This is a genomic window from Leisingera sp. McT4-56 (assembly GCF_020514995.1).
GTDB lineage: Bacteria > Pseudomonadota > Alphaproteobacteria > Rhodobacterales > Rhodobacteraceae > Leisingera > Leisingera aquaemixtae_A.
In genome coordinates, this window is the sequence record NZ_JAJALF010000001.1 from 395321 (window position 1) to 413951 (window position 18631).

An 18631-nucleotide genomic window follows, 5' to 3' on the forward strand; every position below is an offset into this window, starting at 1 on the left:
AAGAAAAACGCCCGCGGCCGCGGGCGTTTTTACTTTCCAGTGCACCTCCGGTGATCAGGCGGCAGGTGGCTGCGCTTACAGCTCCACAACCCTCACGTCCTGCCCTTTCGCAGCAAGTCCTATCTTTCCTTCGCACAAGCGCAGCGCGTCAGCCCCGAACACCTCGCGCCGCCAGCCGCTCAGCGCAGGCACGTCACGCATGCCCGCGGCGATCGCGTCCAGATCCGCGCTCGGCGCGATCAGCTTGGCGGCAACGCCCTCGGCTTCGGTCTTCGCCTTCAAGAGCACCCGCAGCAGGTCGGCCAGCGCCGGGTTAACCTGCAGCTTCTCCTTGCTGCGGTCCATCTTGGGATGTTTTTCAGCCGGACAGGCAACACCCTTGGCCACGGCCTCAAGGATGCCTTCGGCAATCGCCCCCTTGCGCGCCTCGCGCAGCAGCAGCCGCGAGCCGCCCAGTTCGCCCCCTGTGCGCGGTTTGGTCGAGGCCAGCTCCACCAGCGCGTCATCCTTGAACACCCGGTTGCGCGGCACGTTGTTGGACTGGGCATAGGTCTCGCGGAAGGCCGCCAGCTCGCGCACAACAGCCAAGAACTTGCCGGAGTTGGTGCGCGTCTTGATCCGTTTCCAGGCGTCTTCGGGACGGATGTCATAGGTCGCGGGATCGGTCAGCACCTGCAGTTCCTCGGCCACCCAATGGGCGCGGCCGCTCTTGGTCAGCTCCGCTGCCAGAAACTCATAAATCTTGCGCAGGTGGGTCACATCGGCCAACGCATATGTCTTTTGAGCCTCGCTCAGGGGACGGCGCGACCAGTCGGTAAAGCGCGAGGTCTTGTCCAGCCCCTGCTTGACGATCTTGCGCACCAGCGTCTCATAACCCGCCTGTTCGCCAAATCCGCAAACCATTGCCGCAACCTGGGTATCAAACAGCGGCTTGGGGAACACATTTGCATCCACCCAGAAGATCTCCAGGTCCTGGCGCGCGGCGTGGAACACCTTGACCACGCTTTCGTTGCGGAACAGCGCATAAAGCGGCTCCAGCGATATACCATCGGCCAGCGGATCCACCAGAACCGCGTCGTTTTCCCCGTCCCCGGAAAAGGCTAGCTGAATCAGGCACAGTTTGGAGTAGTAGGTCCGTTCACGCAGAAACTCGGTATCCACCGTAACATACGGGTGCTGTGCAGCGGTTTCGCAAAAGGCCTGCAGATCTTCGGTGGTGGTCAGAGTCTTCATCAATTACGGCTTTTCAATCTTATATGGGCCGGGCCGTGATACGCGCTTGTCCCGGCCAATGCAAACAGGTGCCGCAGCCGCCGGAGATTTCCCCCTTCCTGCCGCGCCGGCAGGTGCACGGCCGCCGCACGACTTCACGCCCTGTGATGTGATTTGCATCAAACATTCATTTTCATGATGTTAGAGCCGCGCCTAGATTGGCGGGGTATCACCTAGAGGAGAATGAATGATGACCACACTCGATCTCACCCCCGCAAAGTCCGCCGGGTTCGCGCCGCTGGGCGGGCTGATTCCGCTGCTGGCCGCTGGTGCGCTTCTGGTGCTGGTTGGATTGCCGGCCTTGCTGGCACCAGCGCCGGGCGCAGAGCCGCAGGACTGGCATGGCAACAGTGCCGCCGTGCAGGCGACACGCTAGGGCAGTTGCACCGGTGTCTTGTCGCCCGCAGCAAAGCGGCGCAGCACGGCCGGGTACAGTTTGTGCTCCTGCACCAGCACCCGCGCTGCCAGTGTGTCCGGCGTATCATCCGCCAGCACAGGCACCCGTGCCTGGCCGAGGATGGGGCCGTCATCCAGAAGCGGCGTCACCTCATGCACGGTGCAGCCATGCTCGCTGTCGCCTGCTTCCAGCGCGCGGGCGTGGGTGTGCAGCCCCTTGTACTTCGGCAGCAAGGAGGGGTGGATGTTCAGCATCCGCCCTTCAAACTGAGAGACAAACCCGGCGGTCAGGACCCGCATGAACCCGGCCAGGCAGACGATATCTGCACCCGCCTCAAAAATGGGTTTCACAAGTTCGGTCTCAAAGGCTTCCCGGTCGCCCATGAATGGGCGGTGGTCGACCACGGCGGTTGCAACACCAGCCGCGGCAGCCTTGGCCAGACCGCCTGCTTCGGCGTTGTTGGACAGGACCAGGCAGGGACGCGCCGGGTGATCGCCGGTCATGCTATCCAGCAGCGACACCATGTTGGAGCCGCCGCCGGAAATCAGGATCGCGACCTTCTTGTGGCTCACAGCAGCTTGCCCGAATAGCGCATGCCGGCACCTGCGGTGACGGCGCCCAGACGGGCCACGGTCTCGCCTTCGCCCTCCAGAACCTTCACCAGCTCATCAGCGCGGTCTGCAGAGACGGACAGGATCATGCCGATGCCGCAATTGAAGGTCTTTAGCATCTCTGCCTCGGCAATGCCGCCGGTTTCCGCCATCCATTTAAACACGGGCGGCAGGTCCCAGGCGTTCAGGTCGATATCGGCGCCCAGGTCCTCGGGCAGGACCCGCGGCAGGTTCTCGGTCAGGCCGCCGCCGGTGATATGGGCCAGCGCATGAACGCCCCCTGCCCGCACCGCCGCCAGGCACTGTTTGACGTAAAGGCGGGTCGGGGTCAGCAGCGCCGCACCCAGCGAGCCTTCGCCGAACGGGCAGTCAGCCTCCCAGCCGAGACCGGAGACCTCAACCAGCTTGCGCACCAGCGAGTAGCCGTTGGAGTGCACGCCGTCGGACGCCAGCCCCAGCAGCACGTCGCCTTCCTGAACACCGTCGGGCAGCGCAGTGCCGCGTTCCATCGCCCCCACGGCAAAACCAGCCAGGTCAAAGTCGCCTTCGGGGTACATGCCCGGCATTTCCGCGGTCTCACCGCCGATCAGCGCGCAGCCGGAGCGCACGCAGCCCTCGGCGATGCCTTCGATGATGCGGGCCGCGACGTCGGTTTCCAGCTTGCCGGTGGCAAAATAGTCGAGGAAGAACAGCGGCTCGGCGCCCTGGCAAACCAAGTCGTTCACGCACATGGCCACCAGATCAATGCCGACGCCATCCACAACGCCGGTGTCAATGGCGATCCGCAGCTTGGTGCCGACGCCGTCAGTGGCGCCGACCAGGATCGGATCGTTGTAGCCGGCAGCTTTCAGATCGAACAGCGCGCCGAAACCTCCCAGCCCGCTGGCCACGCCGGGGCGGTTGGTGCGCTTGGCGGCCGGCTTGATCCGGTCAACCAGGGCGTTGCCCGCATCAATGTCCACACCTGCATCTGCATAGGTCAGGCCGTTCTTGCCGCTGGTCATCACATGGCTCCTTCCAACACGTTGCGGCAGCCTTTAGCGCAAGGCGGAACGGAAGGAAACAAGCGATTGCACCGCACCCCGATTAAGGGGCGCGGCGCGGGGTTTTACCGGCTCAGAGGCCGAACTGCCAGGGCGCCGCCTGATAGGCAAAAGCCTCCCCCTGCGGCAGCACCCGGCCCAGCGCCGGAAAGTCCAGATGCGCGCCGGTGACCAGCAGATTGTCCGCCGCCGCCCGGTCCAGCGTCCGCCGCCGGGTCTGGGCGGTCAGGCCAGGGTCGGTGTCAAAGGCGATGGTCCAGTCCGGCAGCGCAAACTGCAAGGCGGCGCTGTGGATCAGGTCGCCCCAGAACAGAAGCCCCTCGCTGCCCGCATCCAGCATAAACCCGGTGTGGCCCGGTGTGTGGCCCGGCAGCTCCAGCGCGGTGAAACCGGGTGCGGCCTCGCCTTCCCCCTGCAGCAGCTGCAGCCGGTCCGAATAGGGCGCGACAGAGCGGCGGGCCATGTCAAAGAAGCCGCGGCTCCCCTCAGGCACGCCGGCCATTATGGCATCGTCATGCCAGAAGTCCCATTCCCGCTGCGCCACCACCAGCTCTGCATTGGCAAAGGCCGCGGCTCCGTCCGGCGTGATCAGCCCGCCGGAATGGTCCGGGTGGATATGGGTCAAAAGCACGGTATCAATGCTCCCAGGCGCAACCCCAGCCGCCGCCAGCCCGGCGCCCAGCGCTCCCAGGCCCGGCCCCATCAGCTGGGCGGTGCCGGTGTCGATCAGCAGCTTTTTCCCGCCGCGCTCTATCAGGTAGCCATTGACCGGGATCTGCAGCGCATCGTCCTGCATACGGTGCAAGCCCTGCGCCAGTACGGTTTCCGCCTTGGCAGCGTCATAGGTGTTGAACAGCTGGGCGCCCAGCGGCAGGTGCCCGTCCAGCAGCACCGTGACCCTGGCATCCCCAAGGGTGAAGGAGTGGATGACCGCGGTAGCCGCCGCTGCGCCTTCGGCGGCCCAAGCCCAACTGCTGCCTGCAAACCCGGTGGCCAGCGCCGCCGCCGGGGCCGCTGCCAGCCCGCCCAGAAATGCCCTGCGATTGATTGTCATAAGAAACTCCAATATCTGTTTCAGGAAATACTCCTGTGCAACGGACTTAACCGCGCGTTTCTGCGGCTTGCAGCCCGGCAGCACCGATAACAGTTATTAGCAACCCTTATAGGCTGGACATGGATAAGCTGACGCTGCTGGAGACATTCACCATCGCCCTCGACGAAGGCAGCCTGAACCGCGCCGCCCAGCGCCGCGGCATCACCCAATCTGCGGTCAGCCAGCAGATCAAGCAGCTGGAGGCGCTGATGGGCCAGCAGTTGCTGCACCGCACCGCCAAGGGCATCCATGCCACCCGCGCGGGCGATCTGGTCTACAGCCACGCGCAAACGCTGCTGTCCGGATACAACCGCATGACAGCAGAAGTGGACGCGCTGGAGGGCAGCGTCTCCGGCACCTTCCGCATCAGCGTGAACTCCTTTCTGGGTCGCAGCGTGATCGGGCCGATGCTGCTGGACCTGAACCGCGAGCACCCGGATCTGAACATCGTGATGCGGCTGGAGGACCGGCTGGTCGATGTAGTGCGCGAAGGCTACGACTTAGCGATCCGCACCGGGCAGCTGGGCGACACCGACGGCTTTGGCCGCAAGATCTCCACCCTGGAAACCGTGCTGTTTGCAACCCCGGACTACCTGGACCGCGAAACCCGCCCGCAAACACCGGAGGAACTGAAGCGGCTGAAGTTCATCCAGCATCACGAGGACCAGACCCGCGGCTTCTTCCCCCTGCGCCGCGGCGGGCAGGAATATCCGGCGCCGGTGCAGGTGGGTTTCACCGCCGATGACCCCGACCTGATCATGCGCGCCGTCAGCAGCGGCTCCGGCTACACCCGCGCACCCCGCTTCATGGTCGAGGCGCAGCTTGCCAGCGGCGAATACGAACAGGTGCTGCCCGGCTATGAGGCGCCCCTGAAGGACGTGTTTGCCGTCTACCCCTCCCGCCGGACACCGGACCGGCGCCGGGATCTGACCATCCAGCACACGGTGGCCCGTCTGGAAGCCCTGCACCGGACCCCGGCAGCGAAATCGCCCGCCGCTTCTGCAATCACCGCTTGACCTTGCCCGCCCCATTTCCTAACCACAACCCCATGGCGGGCCTGTAGCTCAACGGTTAGAGCAGAGCGCTCATAACGCTTTGGTTGCAGGTTCGAATCCTGCCGGGCCTACCATTCTCTTGCTCTAATTCGGCTATGGTTCCGCGACAGCACCGCTGCACGCCGGGAAGCACCGCTTCCTCCGTCCCATTCCCGTTAAGGCATCCTTCATGCCGCCAGCAGCTTTTGCTTTCATTCACCCTGCCGTGGGATAAAGTGGCATCCAGGCAAGCCACACAATTCTTTTGACGATTTCCATTCCGTTTTCAGCTGCCGGACCCGCCGCAAAACAGTTTCAGAGGCACGAGATTTCATGGTGACAGAAAAGCTCACCATCATCAAGGCAGACGTCAAGAACGAGGTCACCAAGAAGGTCAAGCCGAAGTTCGTGAAGCTCGGCAACATGACCTTTGCCGCGACAGTCGAAGTCGACAAGGACGTCGCCAAGGAACTGGACACCGATGCCCGTTTTGTCGCCAAGCTCTATGATGACGCGACGAAAGAATACAAAATGCTGCTGAGCGAATGCTGCCTGCGGGTCGACGCTGCCAACAACCTGGGCTCGGTCATGCCGCTGAGCGACAAGGAGGTGAAGGAGCTTGATGCCGACATCAAGAAGATCTTTGCCAAATACGAAAAGTCGATCGAGCAGGTCACGAACAAACATCTTACGAAATGGAAACAGGGCAACAAGGCCCGCAACAAGTACCGGTTCAAGGTGGTCAGCACGATTGTGCTGGGCAGTGCAGCAGTGATCGGCAGCACCGCCTCGCTGGCGGCCGGTGCGGTTACCGGCGGCGCCTCGATTGCCGCCAGCATATATGGCATCGCCCAAAGCGTCGTTTCGATCGCACGCGCGGTGCAAAAAGTGACCTCCGACATCGTCAAGGTCCACGGGGAGCTGGAAAAGGCGCTGAAGCAGCTGGTCTCAGCCTATGAAAAGGAATCCAAGGCCAAGGTGAAGGCCAAGGAGATCGGCAAGGAATTCCTGGCGGATTTCCTGATGATCGAAACCGCAGGCTTCAACCGGGTCAACAAGCATCTGGCGACCTACAAGGCCAAGCTGAAGAACATCGAGGTTGAGATCGCGGGCCTCGGCAAGGAGCTGAACAAGCTCCTGGACAAGCAGTCGAAGCTCGACAAGGAGATTGACAAAAAGCTGGGCAAGATGGCCAAGGACCGGGGCTACAAAAGCAAGAAGCTGGATGGGCTCTATGCCGCGATGGAGGAGGCCCGCAAGGCCACCGCAAAGCTGATCAAGGACATCGAAGCCTATCACGTCAGCATCAAGCCGGCCGAGAAGTTCCTCGACAGCACGGAAAAGGCGGTCGATGCCCTGCGTCACAAGGACCCGGTTTGGGCGAAATGGCTGATCTGGGTCGGAAGCCTGGGCGTCGGCACCACTGTTGCCAGCATCGCATCTGGCGGAGAGAACCTGGCCAAGGCCGCTTCGGCAATCGAGACCGGCTTCAACACTCTGACCAAGGAATTCGCCTAGCGCAATGGCGCACTCTTCGGCGGCCTGAGCCGCCGCAATTGCCCGCGGCCAAATCAGCGGGCGATGACGATGTCCGCCTTCAGCCCCCCCAGGTCTGCGCTCTCCCCCAGCCGCAGGGTGCCGCCATGCGCACGGGCGGTGTCTGCAACGATTGCCAGGCCCAGCCCCACACCAGAGCCCCGGTCCTGATTGCGGGCCGGGTCCAAACGGGTAAAGGGCCGGACTGCATCGCCCCGCTGCTCTGCGGGAATGCCCGGCCCGTCATCCTCCACCCGGATCCGCACCGAGCGGTCAGTCACCGCGACAGAAACCCGCGCCTGGGTTCCGTAGCGCACCGCGTTTGAAATCAGGTTCTCCACCGCCCGGCGCATCGGGTGGCGGCGCAGCATGACCTCGCCCGCACCGGTCATTTCACCGACCGCCACCAGATTCTCCTGGCGCTGCCAGCCGCTAACGATATCGCGGACCAGCTCATGCGGGTCCACCGGCTCAGGCTCGCTCACCGCAGCACCGCGGGAGAAATCCAGAAACGCATCCAGCAGCGCCTGCATCTCGTCGACGTCGCGCAGCATAGGCGCCGCCTCCTCCTCATCCAGCATCGCCAGTTCCAACTTCATCCGGGTCAGCGGCGTGCGCAGATCGTGGCTCACCCCCGACAGCATCAGCGTGCGCTGCTCGATCTGCCGCTCTATTCTGGCCCGCATATCCAGAAAGGCGCTGCCGGCCGCCCGCACCTCGGTTGCGCCGGCAGGGGAATAGGGCACTGCCCTGCCCCGCCCGAATGCCTCAGCCGCATCCGCCAGGCGCTTGATGGGGCGCAGCTGATTGCGCATGTACAGGAAGGAAATCATCATCATCAGAAAACCGAACAGCATCATCGTGACAATCAGCTGATGCGGCGCTGCGGCAGTCACCCGGCGGCGGTCGAAACTCAGCTCCACCAGCCCGTGCGCAGTGCCGAAGTAGACCTGAACAAGGCGGTTCGGCAGGAACCGTGCCGACAGAAAACTTGGGAAAGTCTTCCCCAGTTCCTCCCGCACCACACGGCCGGAAAACTCGATCAGGCTGAACTCATCCTCCGGCAACGGCGCACCCGGCGGCAGAAACCGTGCCTGCATCTGCAACGGCTGCAATACCGGCGCAATCTGCGCCAGCGCTGCCTCCTGATCCGGTGCGGCGTCCGCGATCTGGCGCAGCAGCTCCATTTCCCGCTGGATAGTTGCCGTCATCTGAACGGTCACATCCTCCAGATCGCGTTTGATGAACACGACTGAGATCACGATCTGCAGTGCCACGATGGGCACAACCAGGATCAGGGCCGCCCTGGCGTATAGGCTGCGCGGCATATATCGTTTGAGCCATTTGAAGAACATGGGCTAAGCCTATAGGGCGCCGGGGAAAGAGAAAAGATTGCCTGCGGTGCAATCACTAGGAAAACAGCTTTGGGACTGAACCATGCAGGCACCGGATGAATTCAACCCGCAACCCGGCCTCGCCGAGGAGCTGGAGCCGGGCTTGCGCCGCATTCTGGCCCCGAATCCTTCGCCGATGACCTACCGGGGCACCAACACCTACCTGCTGGGCACCGGCGGGCTGGCGGTGATCGACCCGGGCCCGGAGTCGGACGTGCATCTCGCGGCAATCCTTGCAGCGGTGCAGCCTGGCCAGCAGATCACCCATATCATCGTGACCCACAGCCATCTGGATCATTCGCCGCTGGCCCGCGGCCTCAGCCACGCCACCGGCGCGCCGGTCTATGCCTTCGGCGGTCCGCAAGCGGGGCGCAGCAGTGTCATGGCCGGGCTGGCCGCGAATGGGCTGGCCGGTGGCGGCGAAGGCATAGACCTGGCGTTCGCCCCGGACACCACCCTCACCGATGGTGAAACCATTGCCGGGGACAGTTGGGATCTGGAAGTGATTCACACTCCGGGCCATCTTGGCAACCACATTGCGCTGGCCTGGAAGGATGCCTGTTTTACCGCCGACCATGTGATGGGCTGGGCCAGTTCCCTGGTGTCGCCGCCGGATGGCGATCTCACCGACTTCATGGCCTCCTGCCGCCGCCTGCGCCAGCGCAGCTGGCGGGTCTTTCACCCCGGCCACGGGGCGCCGATTTCCGACCCGGACGCACGGCTTGACTGGCTGATTGCCCACAGGGAATCGCGTGAAGCCGCCATTCTGAAGGCCTTGACCTCGGCCCCCGCCACCGCCCGCTCCCTGGCGGAACTGATCTACACGGACACCCCACCCGCACTGCTAAGAGCCGCGGAGCGCAATGTGTTTGCGCATCTGGTGGACCTCACAGGCCGCGGATTGGCGGCGCCGCAAGGCGGCCTGTCGGCCTCTGCGGTTTTCGAACTGGGCGGCAGCTGATTTTTTTTCAAAAAATTTCCGCCGCCCTCTGGACGCTTAAATCGGGGGGCGCTATACGGCACGAACCGTTCCGGCGTAGCTCAGCGGTAGAGCAGTTGACTGTTAATCAATTGGTCGTAGGTTCGATCCCTACCGCCGGAGCCAACCTCCCCTTACAGGTTGGAAAGAAAGCACAAAGCGCTCCATCCAGGGCGCTTTTTCTGTTTTGGGCTGGCGCCGCCTGACTTGATCGAACAATCCCCTCGGCTGAAGCGCCGCCGTGCAATGCCGGACGCAGCCTGAGGCCGCTGGATTGCAGCGGGGGCAGAAGCAATCCCGGAACACGGCAGGGTCAGTGCAGCAGACTGTTTGCGCCTATCAGGATCGACGTGGCCACAAACACCGTCAGCGCTATCGAAAAGATCCCGGCGACGGCCCCTGTCAGCACAATCACACCGTCACGCTCGACCAGCCCGATACTCGTCACAAACAGAGAAATGGCGGGAAACCATCCGCTGAGCGGCAACGGCACGAACAATGCCAGGGCGACCAACAGCAGAAGGCACCCGATCAGCTGCTCCCGACGCGGCTGAAAAACAGCCGGAAGGCGCGGCCGGGCGATCCGCTCCAGCCGCCGGGAAATCGGGCGCAGGCGCAGAACTATCCGGCGCATCGCGCCGCCTGAAATGCGGATCCGCGCAAGCCTCTGCGGCAGCCGCACGCTGGAAAACCCCAAGGCCAGCTGGGTACAGAAGATCAGAAGCGGGATGGCGGTGACAAGTGTGGCCCCGGGCGGCAAGGGCAGCAGGTTGACCAGGCATGCCAGCAGAATGGCCCAGCCGAAGGACCTGTCGCCCAGCTGCTCCAGAAATGTTCCCAGAGACATCTCTTGGGCATCCTGATGATCGCGGATCACCTGAAGCAGCATGAAGGAGAGAGACCGTTTTCTGACCAGCCTTGCGGAGCCAGGGAACGGGCAACCTGGAATAGCTTTCAATCTCGCCTCGCAACATGGACTGCGCCCGGCACCTGCTTACCGCCTTCCTGCGGCCGCAACAACAGTCTAATCCGCGGTCGCCCCTGAAGAGCGTTGCCCGCTGCGCACGCACACCCAAAGCTTCGAAGGGTCAGCTGAGCCGGTTAGCTGCGGCCAACGGGCCCGAGAGGCGCTCCAGGAGAAAATCCATGAAGCACCGGACTTTCGGCGTCAGCACGTTGGAGCGCGGATAAATCAGCCACAGAACCGATGCAGCTTCTAGCTGCCAGCCTGGAAGCACCGGCACCAGCCGGCCCGCCGACAGTTCGTGCGCGACGTTCCACAAGGAATTTACCGACAGGCCCGCACCCGCCACCGCCGCCACCCGCTGGGATGTGCCGTCGTCCAGGATCGTTCGGCAATCCATGCGCGCGGGATCCAGCACCGCGCGCCGGCCATCCGCATGAACCAGCTTGCGCGGCGCCAGATCGGCCCAGGCAAGGAACATGTGGCCGGCCAGGTCATCGGGGGTCTCGGGGGTTCCGCAGCGGTTCAGATAGTCCGGCGCCGCGCACAAGATGCGCCTGTCATCAGCCAGTTTGCGGCCCCGAAGGCTGCTGTCCTCCAGCGGCGCGCTGCGAAGGGCAAGGTCGAAACTGCCCTCGATCAGATCGAAGCGCGTGTCAGACAGGCGCAGGTCCAGCGTGATCTGCGGATACTTCGCGTGAAAGTCTGGCAGGAGCGGCATGAGGTGCAGCTGGGCAAAACTGCTGGGCGCGGCAAAGCGCAGCGTCCCAGATGGGCCGGCCGAATTCAGACCAAGCGCGGCGCGGCCTGCCTCGGACTGGGCAACAATCTCGCGCGCATACGGCAGAAAGGCCTCACCGTCCTGGCTGAGCGACACCTTGCGGGTGGTTCTGTGCAGCAATTCCGCACCCAGCTCATGCTCCAGCTTTGCCAGGCGCCCGCTCGCCACTGCCGGGGCCATGCCAAGGCTGCGCCCGGCTGCAGAGATGTTCAACCGCTCGGCTGCCGCAATGAAAAGGCGCAGGGAAACAATGTCCATCAGCCCTCATTATTCAAAAAATCAGAATTCTGAACTCCAATTTGCGGCATTTATTCCGATTTTCAAAGCCATATCTTCGCTCAGAACAACAAAACCCGGTTCCTTGGAGAAGTGAACATGAAAGCTATCGGATACACACAAACCGGCCCGGTTGACGGCAGCGGCGCCCTGTCATTGGTTGAGGTTGAGAAACCGCAGGTCGGCCCGCGCGATCTGCTGGTCGCGGTCAAGGGCATCTCGGTCAATCCGGTCGATGTCAAACTGCGCGCAGCCCGCACGCCCGAAGGCGGCCCCGGCATTCTCGGCTTTGACGCTGCGGGTGTGGTGGTGGCCGCAGGCGGCGAGGTCACGGAATACACCGCAGGCGACGAGGTGTTTTATGCCGGCGACGTGACCCGCACAGGCACCAACGCCGAGTTTCACGCGGTGGATGAACGCATCGCGGGCCGCAAGCCGGCCTCGCTGGATTTCACAGAAGCCGCGGGGCTGCCGCTGACCTCCATCACTGCCTGGGAAATGCTGTTTGACAGTTTCCGCCTTGCCGAGGGCGGCGGCGCAGGGCGTACGCTGCTGGTAATCGGCGGCGCGGGCGGTGTCGGCTCAATCCTGATCCAGCTTGCAAAGAAGCTCACCGGACTGACAGTGATTGCGACGGCCTCGCGCCCCAAGACACAGGACTGGGTCAAAAAGATGGGCGCGGACCATGTGATCGACCATCGCGCCGATCTGGCAGCACAGGTGCGGGACATTGGCCTGGCGCCAGAATACGTTGCCGCGCTGACAGCAACAGGCCAGCACTGGCCCGCAATTGTCGAACTGATCGCACCGCGCGGCCACGTCGCACTGATCGACGACCCTGAGGATCTGGACATCGACCCGGCCAAACCCAAAGCGCTGACCATTTCCTGGGAGTTCATGTTCACCCGCCCGATGTTCGGCACCGCCGACATCGCAGCGCAGCGCAGCCTGCTGAACCGGGTGTCCGCAATGCTGGACCAAGGCGTGCTGCAATCCACAGTGACGGAGCGCGCCGCTGAGCTGAGTGCCGAAACTCTTACTGAGGCGCACAAACGCCAGGAAAGCGGCCGGGTTATCGGCAAACAGGTCCTGCCGGGGCTGTCCGCATAATTTCGGAGAGAGAAGCGGCCCTTGCACTTTGTTCTTCCGTTAGGGTCGCACCAAAATTGGATGACCGGGTTGCGGGCTATCTGCCCGCCAAGAGCGGTTTGAATGCCCCCGCAGCCTGGTCACATCCTGCTTTCCCCAAACACATCCGAGTCCACGAAAAAATCTGGGCACCGGACAACTTACTGCCCCTGCGGAACCGACCTCGCCGTGGAATCCGCCAGCACCCGCGCCGCCGTAAACCGGCCACTGCGGGAACTGGCAAAGGAAGACTTCCTGGAGCGGAAACGGCTGACACCAGAGACCTGAGTGGGCAGATCAGAAAGGCGTAATGTGACAGTCCGCTTGCCTGAGGTGGAATCACCGGAACCAGGTCCGGCTATCGGTACGCGCTCGTCTAAAGAATGGTCATGCCGGCGCCGCCTGGCTGCAGTGTCAGCCGGGAACCTTTGCCGAGTCGCTCTTTGCGCCTGGCAGCAAGTTTACGTCTCATCTTTGACTACCCCGAATTACAAGTCTTGGACTGCTCGCCCGGCCGGCTATGGCGGCATACCTGCCTGCCGAAAGGGTCGCACCGAAGACCCTCGCCTTCCAGCATATGATGCGAACGAACACCAATGCAGAGCGTGTAAACCGGCCGCTTCCGGCCTGCCCGCAGCGCTTGAAGGCAGGTCTCATACAAGGGGCGAAAAAAATTCCCGGTTCATGAGAATTTTCTCTGGACGCCGCAGATTGGAAACCCTATACGACGCCACATGTTCCGGCGTAGCTCAGCGGTAGAGCAGTTGACTGTTAATCAATTGGTCGTAGGTTCGATCCCTACCGCCGGAGCCAAAGAATTCAAGGGCTTAGCGATTTCTCGCTAGGCCCTTTTCTTTTGCGCGCCTAACAAGCCGAGCAGCCGCCGCACTGGCTGGAACCCCGGAAATAGTGCTGTGTGCCGCCGCCAAGCTGCCCCTGCCCCTGGCGGCGCGCTTTGCCGTATCAACTGTTGGGACGCACCCGCGCCGCGGTCTTGTTGGCAAAAGCCTCCAGCCGCTCACGCGCCGCAGGCTGGGTGTTCACCACACCGGCCACCACCGCCTCGGCATAGGCCGCGTCCATGCCGGACATATTGTTCAGATGGCTGATCGCCGAGCAGATCGCATAGTTTGTCAGCGGCAGGTTCTGGGCAACCTTGTCGGCCAGTTCCAGCGCCTTGTCGAAACTGGACCCCTCGGTGATGTACTGTGCCAGTCCCAGATCAACCGCTTCCTGCCCCTGGTACACCCGGCCGGTCAGAATCATGTCGATCATCCGGTACTTGCCGATCATGTCAGAGACCCGGATGGTTGCGCCGCCGCCAGTGAAGATGCCGCGCTGACCCTCGGGAAGCGCGAAATAGGTGCTCTGGTCCATCACCCGGACGTGCGCGGCACTGGCCAGTTCCAGACCACCGCCGACAACCGCGCCCTGCAGCGCAGCGATGACTGGCACGCCGCCGTATTCCATCTTGTTGAAGGCTTCATGCCAGCGCAGGCACACATGCATGAAATCGTCGGGGCTGCGGTCTGCCTTCCAGTGCTCAACCAGGTCAAGACCGGCGCAGAAATGGTCGCCCTTTCCCGCCAGAACCACCGCCTTCACGCCGTTGCGGTGTGCATTGCTGAAGAAGCTGACCAGCTCCTCGATGGTCGCGGTGTCCAGCGCATTGCGCTTGGTTGGCCGGTTCAGCCAGACGATGCTGACGCCATTGTCACGCTGTTCAATGTCCAGATTCTCATAAGATTGCGCGTTTGCCGCTTGGGTCATGGCTCTGGCCCTTTCCTTAGTTCCCGGCACACATGTGCCGTTGTTATTTGTCGTTCAAAGATGGAGCGCCGCATCATTCAGGCTGGCGCTGCCCTCTGTAACCCGGACGCTTTCGGCGCCGCACTCCACCAGGATGTGCTGTGCGTAGAACACCGCGGTTGCGATCTTCTGGGCCATAAAAGCTGTGTCCTCGCCCTGGTCCAGCTTGGCGCTGGCAGCCAGAACGGAGCGGCCGAGCTGCCATGCGACAGCAAGATTGCCTGTGAGCATCAGGAAAGGAACGCTGCCGCCATAGGCCGCATTCGGATCCGCCGCTGCGGTGTCCAGCAGCCAAGCCAGGCTGGCCTCAAACGCTTGGCGGGCTTCACCCAGCCGCCTTGCCACGGCCTGCGCCTGCGCGGAGCCGTCCTGCAGGGCCTGCTCGGTCTCCTGCACCAGCCCGGCAAAACGGCGGGCGGTTGCGCCGCCATCCCGCAGCACCTTGCGGCCCAGCAGGTCGTTTGCCTGAATCGCGGTGGTGCCCTCATAGATCGGCAGGATCCGCGCATCGCGGTAGAATTGCGCAACACCGGTTTCTTCAATGAAGCCCATGCCGCCATGCACCTGCACCCCAAGGGAAGTGACTTCCAGCGACCGCTCGGTGCAGAAAGCCTTGACCAGCGGCACCAGGAATTCAGCCATATCCTCGGCGCCATTGCTGCCCTGCTTGGCCAGATCCAGCCAGCCCCCAGTCGCAATCGCCAGCGCCCGCCCGCCTTCGGTCAGCGCCCGCATCCGCAACAGCATCCGCTGGACATCCGGGTGCCGGATGATTGGCGCGGCATCCTTGGTGCTGCCATCCACCGGCCGGCTCTGCACACGCTCCTGCGCATACAGCAGTGCGTGCTGGCAGGCCCGCTCCGACACGGCGACCCCCTGCACGCCGACGGCAAAGCGGGCCGCGCGCATCATCACAAACATATATTCCAGCCCGCGGTTCTCTTCGCCCACGAGGAAGCTGGTCGCACCATCGTATTCCAGCACCGCTGTCGGGCTGGCCCGGACGCCCAGCTTGTGCTCCAGGCTGACGCAGGTGACCGCGTTGCGGCGGCCCAGCGAGCCATCTTCCTCGACCAGGAACTTGGGCACGATGAACAGGCTCAGCCCCTTGGGGCCGGCCGGGGCGCCCGGTGTCCGTGCCAGCACTAGGTGAATGATATTCTCTGTCAGCCCGTGCTCGCCATATGTGATGAAGATCTTGGTGCCGGAGACCGCATAGGTGCCGTCTGCGGCAGGCTCCGCCTTGCAGCGCACCCGCCCCAAGTCGCTGCCGGCCTGCGGCTCTGTCAGGTTCATGGTGCCGGACCACTGGCCGGAAATCATCCGTTCCAGATATTTCTGTTTTTGTGCATCCGATCCGGTCAGCAGCAGCGCCTCCACCGCGCCATCGGTCAGTAGCGGACACAGGCCGAAGCTGAGGTCAGAAGCATTCAAGATCTCGGTCGCAGCCGCCGCAGCCGCCCGCGGCAGCCCCATGCCGCCGAATTCTTCCGGGTGCGGCAGACTCTGCCAGCCCATCTCGGCGAATTGCGCATAGGCCTGCGCATAGGATTCCGGCAGCACGGCCTCTGCCCCCTCCAGCCGCGCCCCGGCCTCATCCCCCACCCGCGACAGCGGTGCAATGACGTCTGAGCAGAAGCGCCCAAGCCCTTCCAGCGCCGCCTCCATGTCCGCGAGGTCAATGCCGCCATCCGAGGCCGACTCCGGCACCGGTGGCAAATGCTCAATGTTGAACATGATATCGCGAATGGGCGCCTGATAGGTCATTTCCGTCGCTCCGGATTATTGTTCCTTCTTGACAGATACGCGTTGCAAGTTGGCAGCTCCACGTTCATTACAGACAAAATCCTTTCCAAAAGTGACAAACCACCCTGACACCCATGCAGATCCCCGCGCCGGACTCGTCAAATCTTGCAACAGTGTCGCCCCAGTTTGCCGGGGATTGGATACTGGCGCTTCGGCAGTGCTGCACGCACGAGCAGCTTGCGTCCTTTCTGCAGCGGGCCGGGCTGCACCTGTCCGGCGGACAGCTCACACACCGGGTCACCCTGGATCAGATCGTCCGGCTTTATCAGATTGCCGCCGTCGAAACCGGGGACGAAATGACCGGCCTCTGGAGCCGTCCCGTCCGGTCTAGAGCGCTGCAGCATCTTCTGACCACGGTACGCGAAGCCGGCACGCTGCCCGCTGCCCTGCACCGGTTTTCCACCTTCTGGAACCTGCTGCTGGACGATTTCCGGCTGGACCTGACCGAAGACAACGCCAGCACCGGTCTGCAGCTTGTGCCGCAGGGCGCGCAGCCGGTACAGCGGTTCGGACACATGCTGATTCTCAAGCTCGCGCATGGGCTCTTGTCGTGGCTTGCAGGCTATGAGGTGCCGGTCCGGGCTGTGCACTTTGCTTTCGAACGGCCCGGGTTTGCCCAGGATTATTCGGTCATCTTCCCCGCTCCGGTCAGCTTCAGCGCGCCGGCTTCGGCAATTCTGTTCGATACTGGCAACCTTGGCCTGCCCGGCCCCCGCAACAATGGGGAACTGAACGAGTTTCTCGCCCGGGCGCCCCGCGACTGGATCTTCACCGGGTTCCGCGAACACACCCAGTCGCTGAAGGTGCGGGAATTCCTGTACCGGAGCAGTTGGGAGAGCTGCCACCTAGCGGATGCGGCACGGGCGTTGAAAGTCACCCCCAGAACGCTGATGCGGCGGCTGGATGCGGAAGATACCTCTTTCCAGGCCATCAAGGACGGGCTGCGCCGCGACCTGGCGATACGCGATCTGCAAACCGGCCAGAAAAGCATCGAGGAAATCTCGCAGGACGTCGGGTTCTCCTCCGCGGCAAACTTTCACCGGGCGTTCCGCCGCTGGACCGGCGCGCCGCCAAGCGCGTACAGATCACCGGCAGCCTGAAGACAGGCTTCTGGCCGCCGGCCTTTCCCGCATCATCCCAGCTCCGCAGGCAGCGCGGCATAGCCGCGGAACCGGATCCGACCGCCTGGCACCCGACCCGGCAGCAGATGGTAGTCCGGGAAGCGGCGCAGCAGGCGCTCGATTGCAATCTTGCCCTCCAGCCGCGCCAGCGTTAGCCCGACACAGACATGCGGACCGCCAGCAAAGGCCAAGTGCCGGTTCGGCGTCCGGGTGATGTCAAAACATCCAGGATTTTCAAACACCTCCGGATCGCGGTTTGCCGCCCCTATCACCAGATGCAGGTTGGTTCCCGCGGGCACCCGGACGCCGCCAACCTCTGCCTCGGCGGTAGTTTCACGGTTGCCCAGCTGGTTCGGAGAGCGGAACCGCAGCATCTCCTCCACCGCGGGCTTGATCAACTCAGGCTCCTCCAGCAACCGCTGCTTCTGGTCCGGATGGTCATTCAGCAGCGCCAGACCATTGCCGATCAGGTTGGTGGTGGTCTCATGGCCCGCATTCAGAATGAAGATGCAGTTCTGAATCAGCTCGATCTCGCTTAGGGTCCCGTCCGCACCCTCGCCCCTGATCAGCCGGGTCAGCACGTCTGTCTCGAGGTCGCCGGGATTGGCCCGCCGCCGGGCGATCAGGTCCTGCAGATAGGCCTTGAACTCCTCCACCGCGCGGTGCCCAGCCGCCAGTTGCGCCTCGCTCAGCGCAGGTTCCAGTGCACCCAGGATCGCCAGCGACCAGTCGCGCAAGGGCGCCCGTTCATCCATCGGCACATCCAGCAGGTTGCCGATGATCTGGATCGGGATCGAGGCTGCGAAATCATCAATCAGATCCACTTTGTCCCTGCCCGCCATCGCATTCAGCAGATAGTCGACGGTTTCAATCAGCCCCGGCTCCATCCTGGCAATCGCCCGCGGCGTCAGCGCCGAGGTCATGATCTTGCGCACCCGTGTGTGCAACGGCGGGTCGGAAAACACGAGCGAGGTGGTGTGATGCTCAAACAGCGGCGAACCCGCGCCGTACTTTGGGGCAAACACGCGCTTCTTGTCCGAAGAAAACAAAGTAGTATCACGGTAAATCCGGTCCAGGTCCGCATGGCGGCAGACCAGCAGCGAGCCGTCCGGCTGCGGCAGCACCGGAGCGTCGCGCAGCAAGGCGTCGTAGTATGGGAAAGGTTCCTCCGCGAAACCCTCAGGCGGATTTGCCAGATCAAATCCTTCAATATTCACAGGTACGTGCGACCCATCGCTCATCCGTCATCCTCCCATCGGACCTGTTGGAAGGGTTTCCGGCGCAAATGCGACTGTCAATCGCCCAATCCGGCTCGGAACCCAGCGTCAGTGCGCAGGAGCGTGATTTACGATGCTGCCGGATTTCCGCGTGACAACGGCAGTCGGCG

16 protein-coding genes and 3 tRNA genes are annotated in these 18631 nt (G+C 63.1%); 9 read left to right on the plus strand and 10 right to left on the minus strand.

Features of this window, described 5'->3' with window-relative positions; translation table 11 throughout:
• Positions 1-75 precede the first annotated feature (75 nt).
• The gene (gene rnd, locus LHL23_RS01855) at positions 76-1233 is read right to left on the minus strand and encodes a ribonuclease D (RefSeq protein WP_222475398.1); all 1158 of its coding nucleotides are present in this window, start codon (positions 1231-1233) and stop codon (positions 76-78) included.
• 229 nt (positions 1234-1462) lie between these two features.
• Here rnd and LHL23_RS01860 point away from each other — a divergent pair, with 229 nt between their 5' ends.
• The gene (locus LHL23_RS01860) at positions 1463-1648 is read left to right on the plus strand and encodes a hypothetical protein (RefSeq protein ID WP_226428587.1); all 186 of its coding nucleotides are present in this window, start codon (positions 1463-1465) and stop codon (positions 1646-1648) included.
• On the opposite strand, the gene purN is transcribed toward LHL23_RS01860, so the two are convergent.
• The 3 genes from purN to LHL23_RS01875 form a co-directional block, all read right to left on the minus strand.
• Positions 1645-2241, minus strand: a complete 597-nt coding sequence (gene purN, locus LHL23_RS01865) for a phosphoribosylglycinamide formyltransferase (RefSeq protein WP_226428588.1) — start codon at positions 2239-2241, stop codon at positions 1645-1647. The two genes, LHL23_RS01860 and purN, sit on opposite strands and share 4 nt — an antisense overlap.
• Positions 2238-3284 (minus strand): phosphoribosylformylglycinamidine cyclo-ligase, encoded by a 1047-nt coding sequence (gene purM / locus LHL23_RS01870; protein WP_222475394.1) that lies wholly within the window; start codon positions 3282-3284, stop codon positions 2238-2240. The genes purN and purM overlap by 4 nt, the downstream gene beginning before the upstream one ends.
• A 112-nt stretch (positions 3285-3396) precedes the next feature.
• Positions 3397-4377, minus strand: a complete 981-nt coding sequence (locus LHL23_RS01875; protein WP_226428589.1) for an MBL fold metallo-hydrolase — start codon at positions 4375-4377, stop codon at positions 3397-3399.
• Between the two features lie 119 nt (positions 4378-4496).
• On the opposite strand from LHL23_RS01875, the gene LHL23_RS01880 reads away from it, so the two are divergent.
• The 3 genes from LHL23_RS01880 (at position 4497) to LHL23_RS01890 (ending at position 6968) form a co-directional block, all read left to right on the plus strand.
• The gene (locus LHL23_RS01880) at positions 4497-5432 is read left to right on the plus strand and encodes a LysR family transcriptional regulator (RefSeq protein ID WP_174146315.1); all 936 of its coding nucleotides are present in this window, start codon (positions 4497-4499) and stop codon (positions 5430-5432) included.
• Positions 5433-5469: 37 nt separating this feature from the next.
• Positions 5470-5545 (plus strand) — tRNA-Ile (locus LHL23_RS01885).
• Positions 5546-5783: 238 nt separating this feature from the next.
• Positions 5784-6968, plus strand: coding sequence for a hypothetical protein (locus tag LHL23_RS01890; protein WP_226428590.1), 1185 nt, complete (start codon positions 5784-5786; stop codon positions 6966-6968).
• A gap of 53 nt (positions 6969-7021) precedes the next feature.
• On the opposite strand, the gene LHL23_RS01895 is transcribed toward LHL23_RS01890, so the two are convergent.
• Complete coding sequence (locus LHL23_RS01895) at positions 7022-8341, minus strand: ATP-binding protein (protein ID WP_222475388.1); 1320 nt, start codon at positions 8339-8341, stop codon at positions 7022-7024.
• Between the two features lie 82 nt (positions 8342-8423).
• On the opposite strand from LHL23_RS01895, the gene LHL23_RS01900 reads away from it, so the two are divergent.
• Together LHL23_RS01900 and LHL23_RS01905 are read left to right on the plus strand one after the other, a co-directional pair.
• Positions 8424-9341, plus strand: a complete 918-nt coding sequence (locus tag LHL23_RS01900; protein ID WP_226428591.1) for an MBL fold metallo-hydrolase — start codon at positions 8424-8426, stop codon at positions 9339-9341.
• Between the two features lie 69 nt (positions 9342-9410).
• A tRNA-Asn gene (locus LHL23_RS01905) sits at positions 9411-9485 on the plus strand.
• 187 nt (positions 9486-9672) lie between these two features.
• Here LHL23_RS01905 and LHL23_RS01910 read toward each other — a convergent pair.
• Together LHL23_RS01910 and LHL23_RS01915 are read right to left on the minus strand one after the other, a co-directional pair.
• The gene (locus LHL23_RS01910) at positions 9673-10248 is read right to left on the minus strand and encodes an exopolysaccharide biosynthesis protein (RefSeq protein ID WP_226428592.1); all 576 of its coding nucleotides are present in this window, start codon (positions 10246-10248) and stop codon (positions 9673-9675) included.
• A 199-nt stretch (positions 10249-10447) separates the two neighbouring features.
• Complete coding sequence (locus LHL23_RS01915) at positions 10448-11362, minus strand: LysR family transcriptional regulator (RefSeq protein ID WP_226428593.1); 915 nt, start codon at positions 11360-11362, stop codon at positions 10448-10450.
• 117 nt (positions 11363-11479) lie between these two features.
• Here LHL23_RS01915 and LHL23_RS01920 point away from each other — a divergent pair, with 117 nt between their 5' ends.
• On the plus strand, positions 11480-12490 hold the full coding sequence (locus LHL23_RS01920; protein WP_226428594.1) for a zinc-binding alcohol dehydrogenase family protein: 1011 nt from the start codon (positions 11480-11482) through the stop codon (positions 12488-12490).
• Positions 12491-13246: 756 nt separating this feature from the next.
• Positions 13247-13321: transfer RNA gene (locus tag LHL23_RS01925), tRNA-Asn, on the plus strand.
• Positions 13322-13471: 150 nt separating this feature from the next.
• On the opposite strand, the gene dmdD is transcribed toward LHL23_RS01925, so the two are convergent.
• Positions 13472-14278 carry a methylthioacryloyl-CoA hydratase gene (gene dmdD, locus LHL23_RS01930; protein WP_226428595.1) on the minus strand — a complete coding sequence of 269 codons (807 nt, stop codon included), beginning with the start codon at positions 14276-14278 and terminating at the stop codon, positions 13472-13474.
• A gap of 54 nt (positions 14279-14332) precedes the next feature.
• Positions 14333-16084 carry an acyl-CoA dehydrogenase gene (locus tag LHL23_RS01935; protein ID WP_226428596.1) on the minus strand — a complete coding sequence of 584 codons (1752 nt, stop codon included), beginning with the start codon at positions 16082-16084 and terminating at the stop codon, positions 14333-14335.
• 113 nt (positions 16085-16197) lie between these two features.
• Here LHL23_RS01935 and LHL23_RS01940 point away from each other — a divergent pair, with 113 nt between their 5' ends.
• A complete protein-coding gene (locus LHL23_RS01940) occupies positions 16198-17223 on the plus strand; it encodes an AraC family transcriptional regulator (RefSeq protein ID WP_226428597.1) in 1026 nt (341 codons plus the stop codon).
• 32 nt (positions 17224-17255) lie between these two features.
• Here LHL23_RS01940 and LHL23_RS01945 read toward each other — a convergent pair whose 3' ends face one another.
• On the minus strand, positions 17256-18485 hold the full coding sequence (locus LHL23_RS01945; RefSeq protein ID WP_226428598.1) for a cytochrome P450: 1230 nt from the start codon (positions 18483-18485) through the stop codon (positions 17256-17258).
• Positions 18486-18631: the final 146 nt, after the last annotated feature.

Coding starts and splice junctions, on each gene's coding strand:
- rnd (WP_222475398.1), bottom strand. CDS start 1,233: ATGAAGACTCTGACCACCACCGAAGATCTGCAGGCCTTTTGCGAAACC.
- LHL23_RS01860 (WP_226428587.1), top strand. CDS start 1,463: ATGACCACACTCGATCTCACCCCCGCAAAGTCCGCCGGGTTCGCGCCG.
- purM (WP_222475394.1), bottom strand. CDS start 3,284: ATGACCAGCGGCAAGAACGGCCTGACCTATGCAGATGCAGGTGTGGAC.
- LHL23_RS01875 (WP_226428589.1), bottom strand. CDS start 4,377: ATGACAATCAATCGCAGGGCATTTCTGGGCGGGCTGGCAGCGGCCCCG.
- LHL23_RS01880 (WP_174146315.1), top strand. CDS start 4,497: ATGGATAAGCTGACGCTGCTGGAGACATTCACCATCGCCCTCGACGAA.
- LHL23_RS01890 (WP_226428590.1), top strand. CDS start 5,784: ATGGTGACAGAAAAGCTCACCATCATCAAGGCAGACGTCAAGAACGAG.
- LHL23_RS01895 (WP_222475388.1), bottom strand. CDS start 8,341: ATGTTCTTCAAATGGCTCAAACGATATATGCCGCGCAGCCTATACGCC.
- LHL23_RS01900 (WP_226428591.1), top strand. CDS start 8,424: ATGCAGGCACCGGATGAATTCAACCCGCAACCCGGCCTCGCCGAGGAG.
- LHL23_RS01910 (WP_226428592.1), bottom strand. CDS start 10,248: ATGCTGCTTCAGGTGATCCGCGATCATCAGGATGCCCAAGAGATGTCT.
- LHL23_RS01915 (WP_226428593.1), bottom strand. CDS start 11,362: ATGGACATTGTTTCCCTGCGCCTTTTCATTGCGGCAGCCGAGCGGTTG.
- LHL23_RS01920 (WP_226428594.1), top strand. CDS start 11,480: ATGAAAGCTATCGGATACACACAAACCGGCCCGGTTGACGGCAGCGGC.
- dmdD (WP_226428595.1), bottom strand. CDS start 14,278: ATGACCCAAGCGGCAAACGCGCAATCTTATGAGAATCTGGACATTGAA.
- LHL23_RS01935 (WP_226428596.1), bottom strand. CDS start 16,084: ATGACCTATCAGGCGCCCATTCGCGATATCATGTTCAACATTGAGCAT.
- LHL23_RS01940 (WP_226428597.1), top strand. CDS start 16,198: ATGCAGATCCCCGCGCCGGACTCGTCAAATCTTGCAACAGTGTCGCCC.
- LHL23_RS01945 (WP_226428598.1), bottom strand. CDS start 18,485: ATGAGCGATGGGTCGCACGTACCTGTGAATATTGAAGGATTTGATCTG.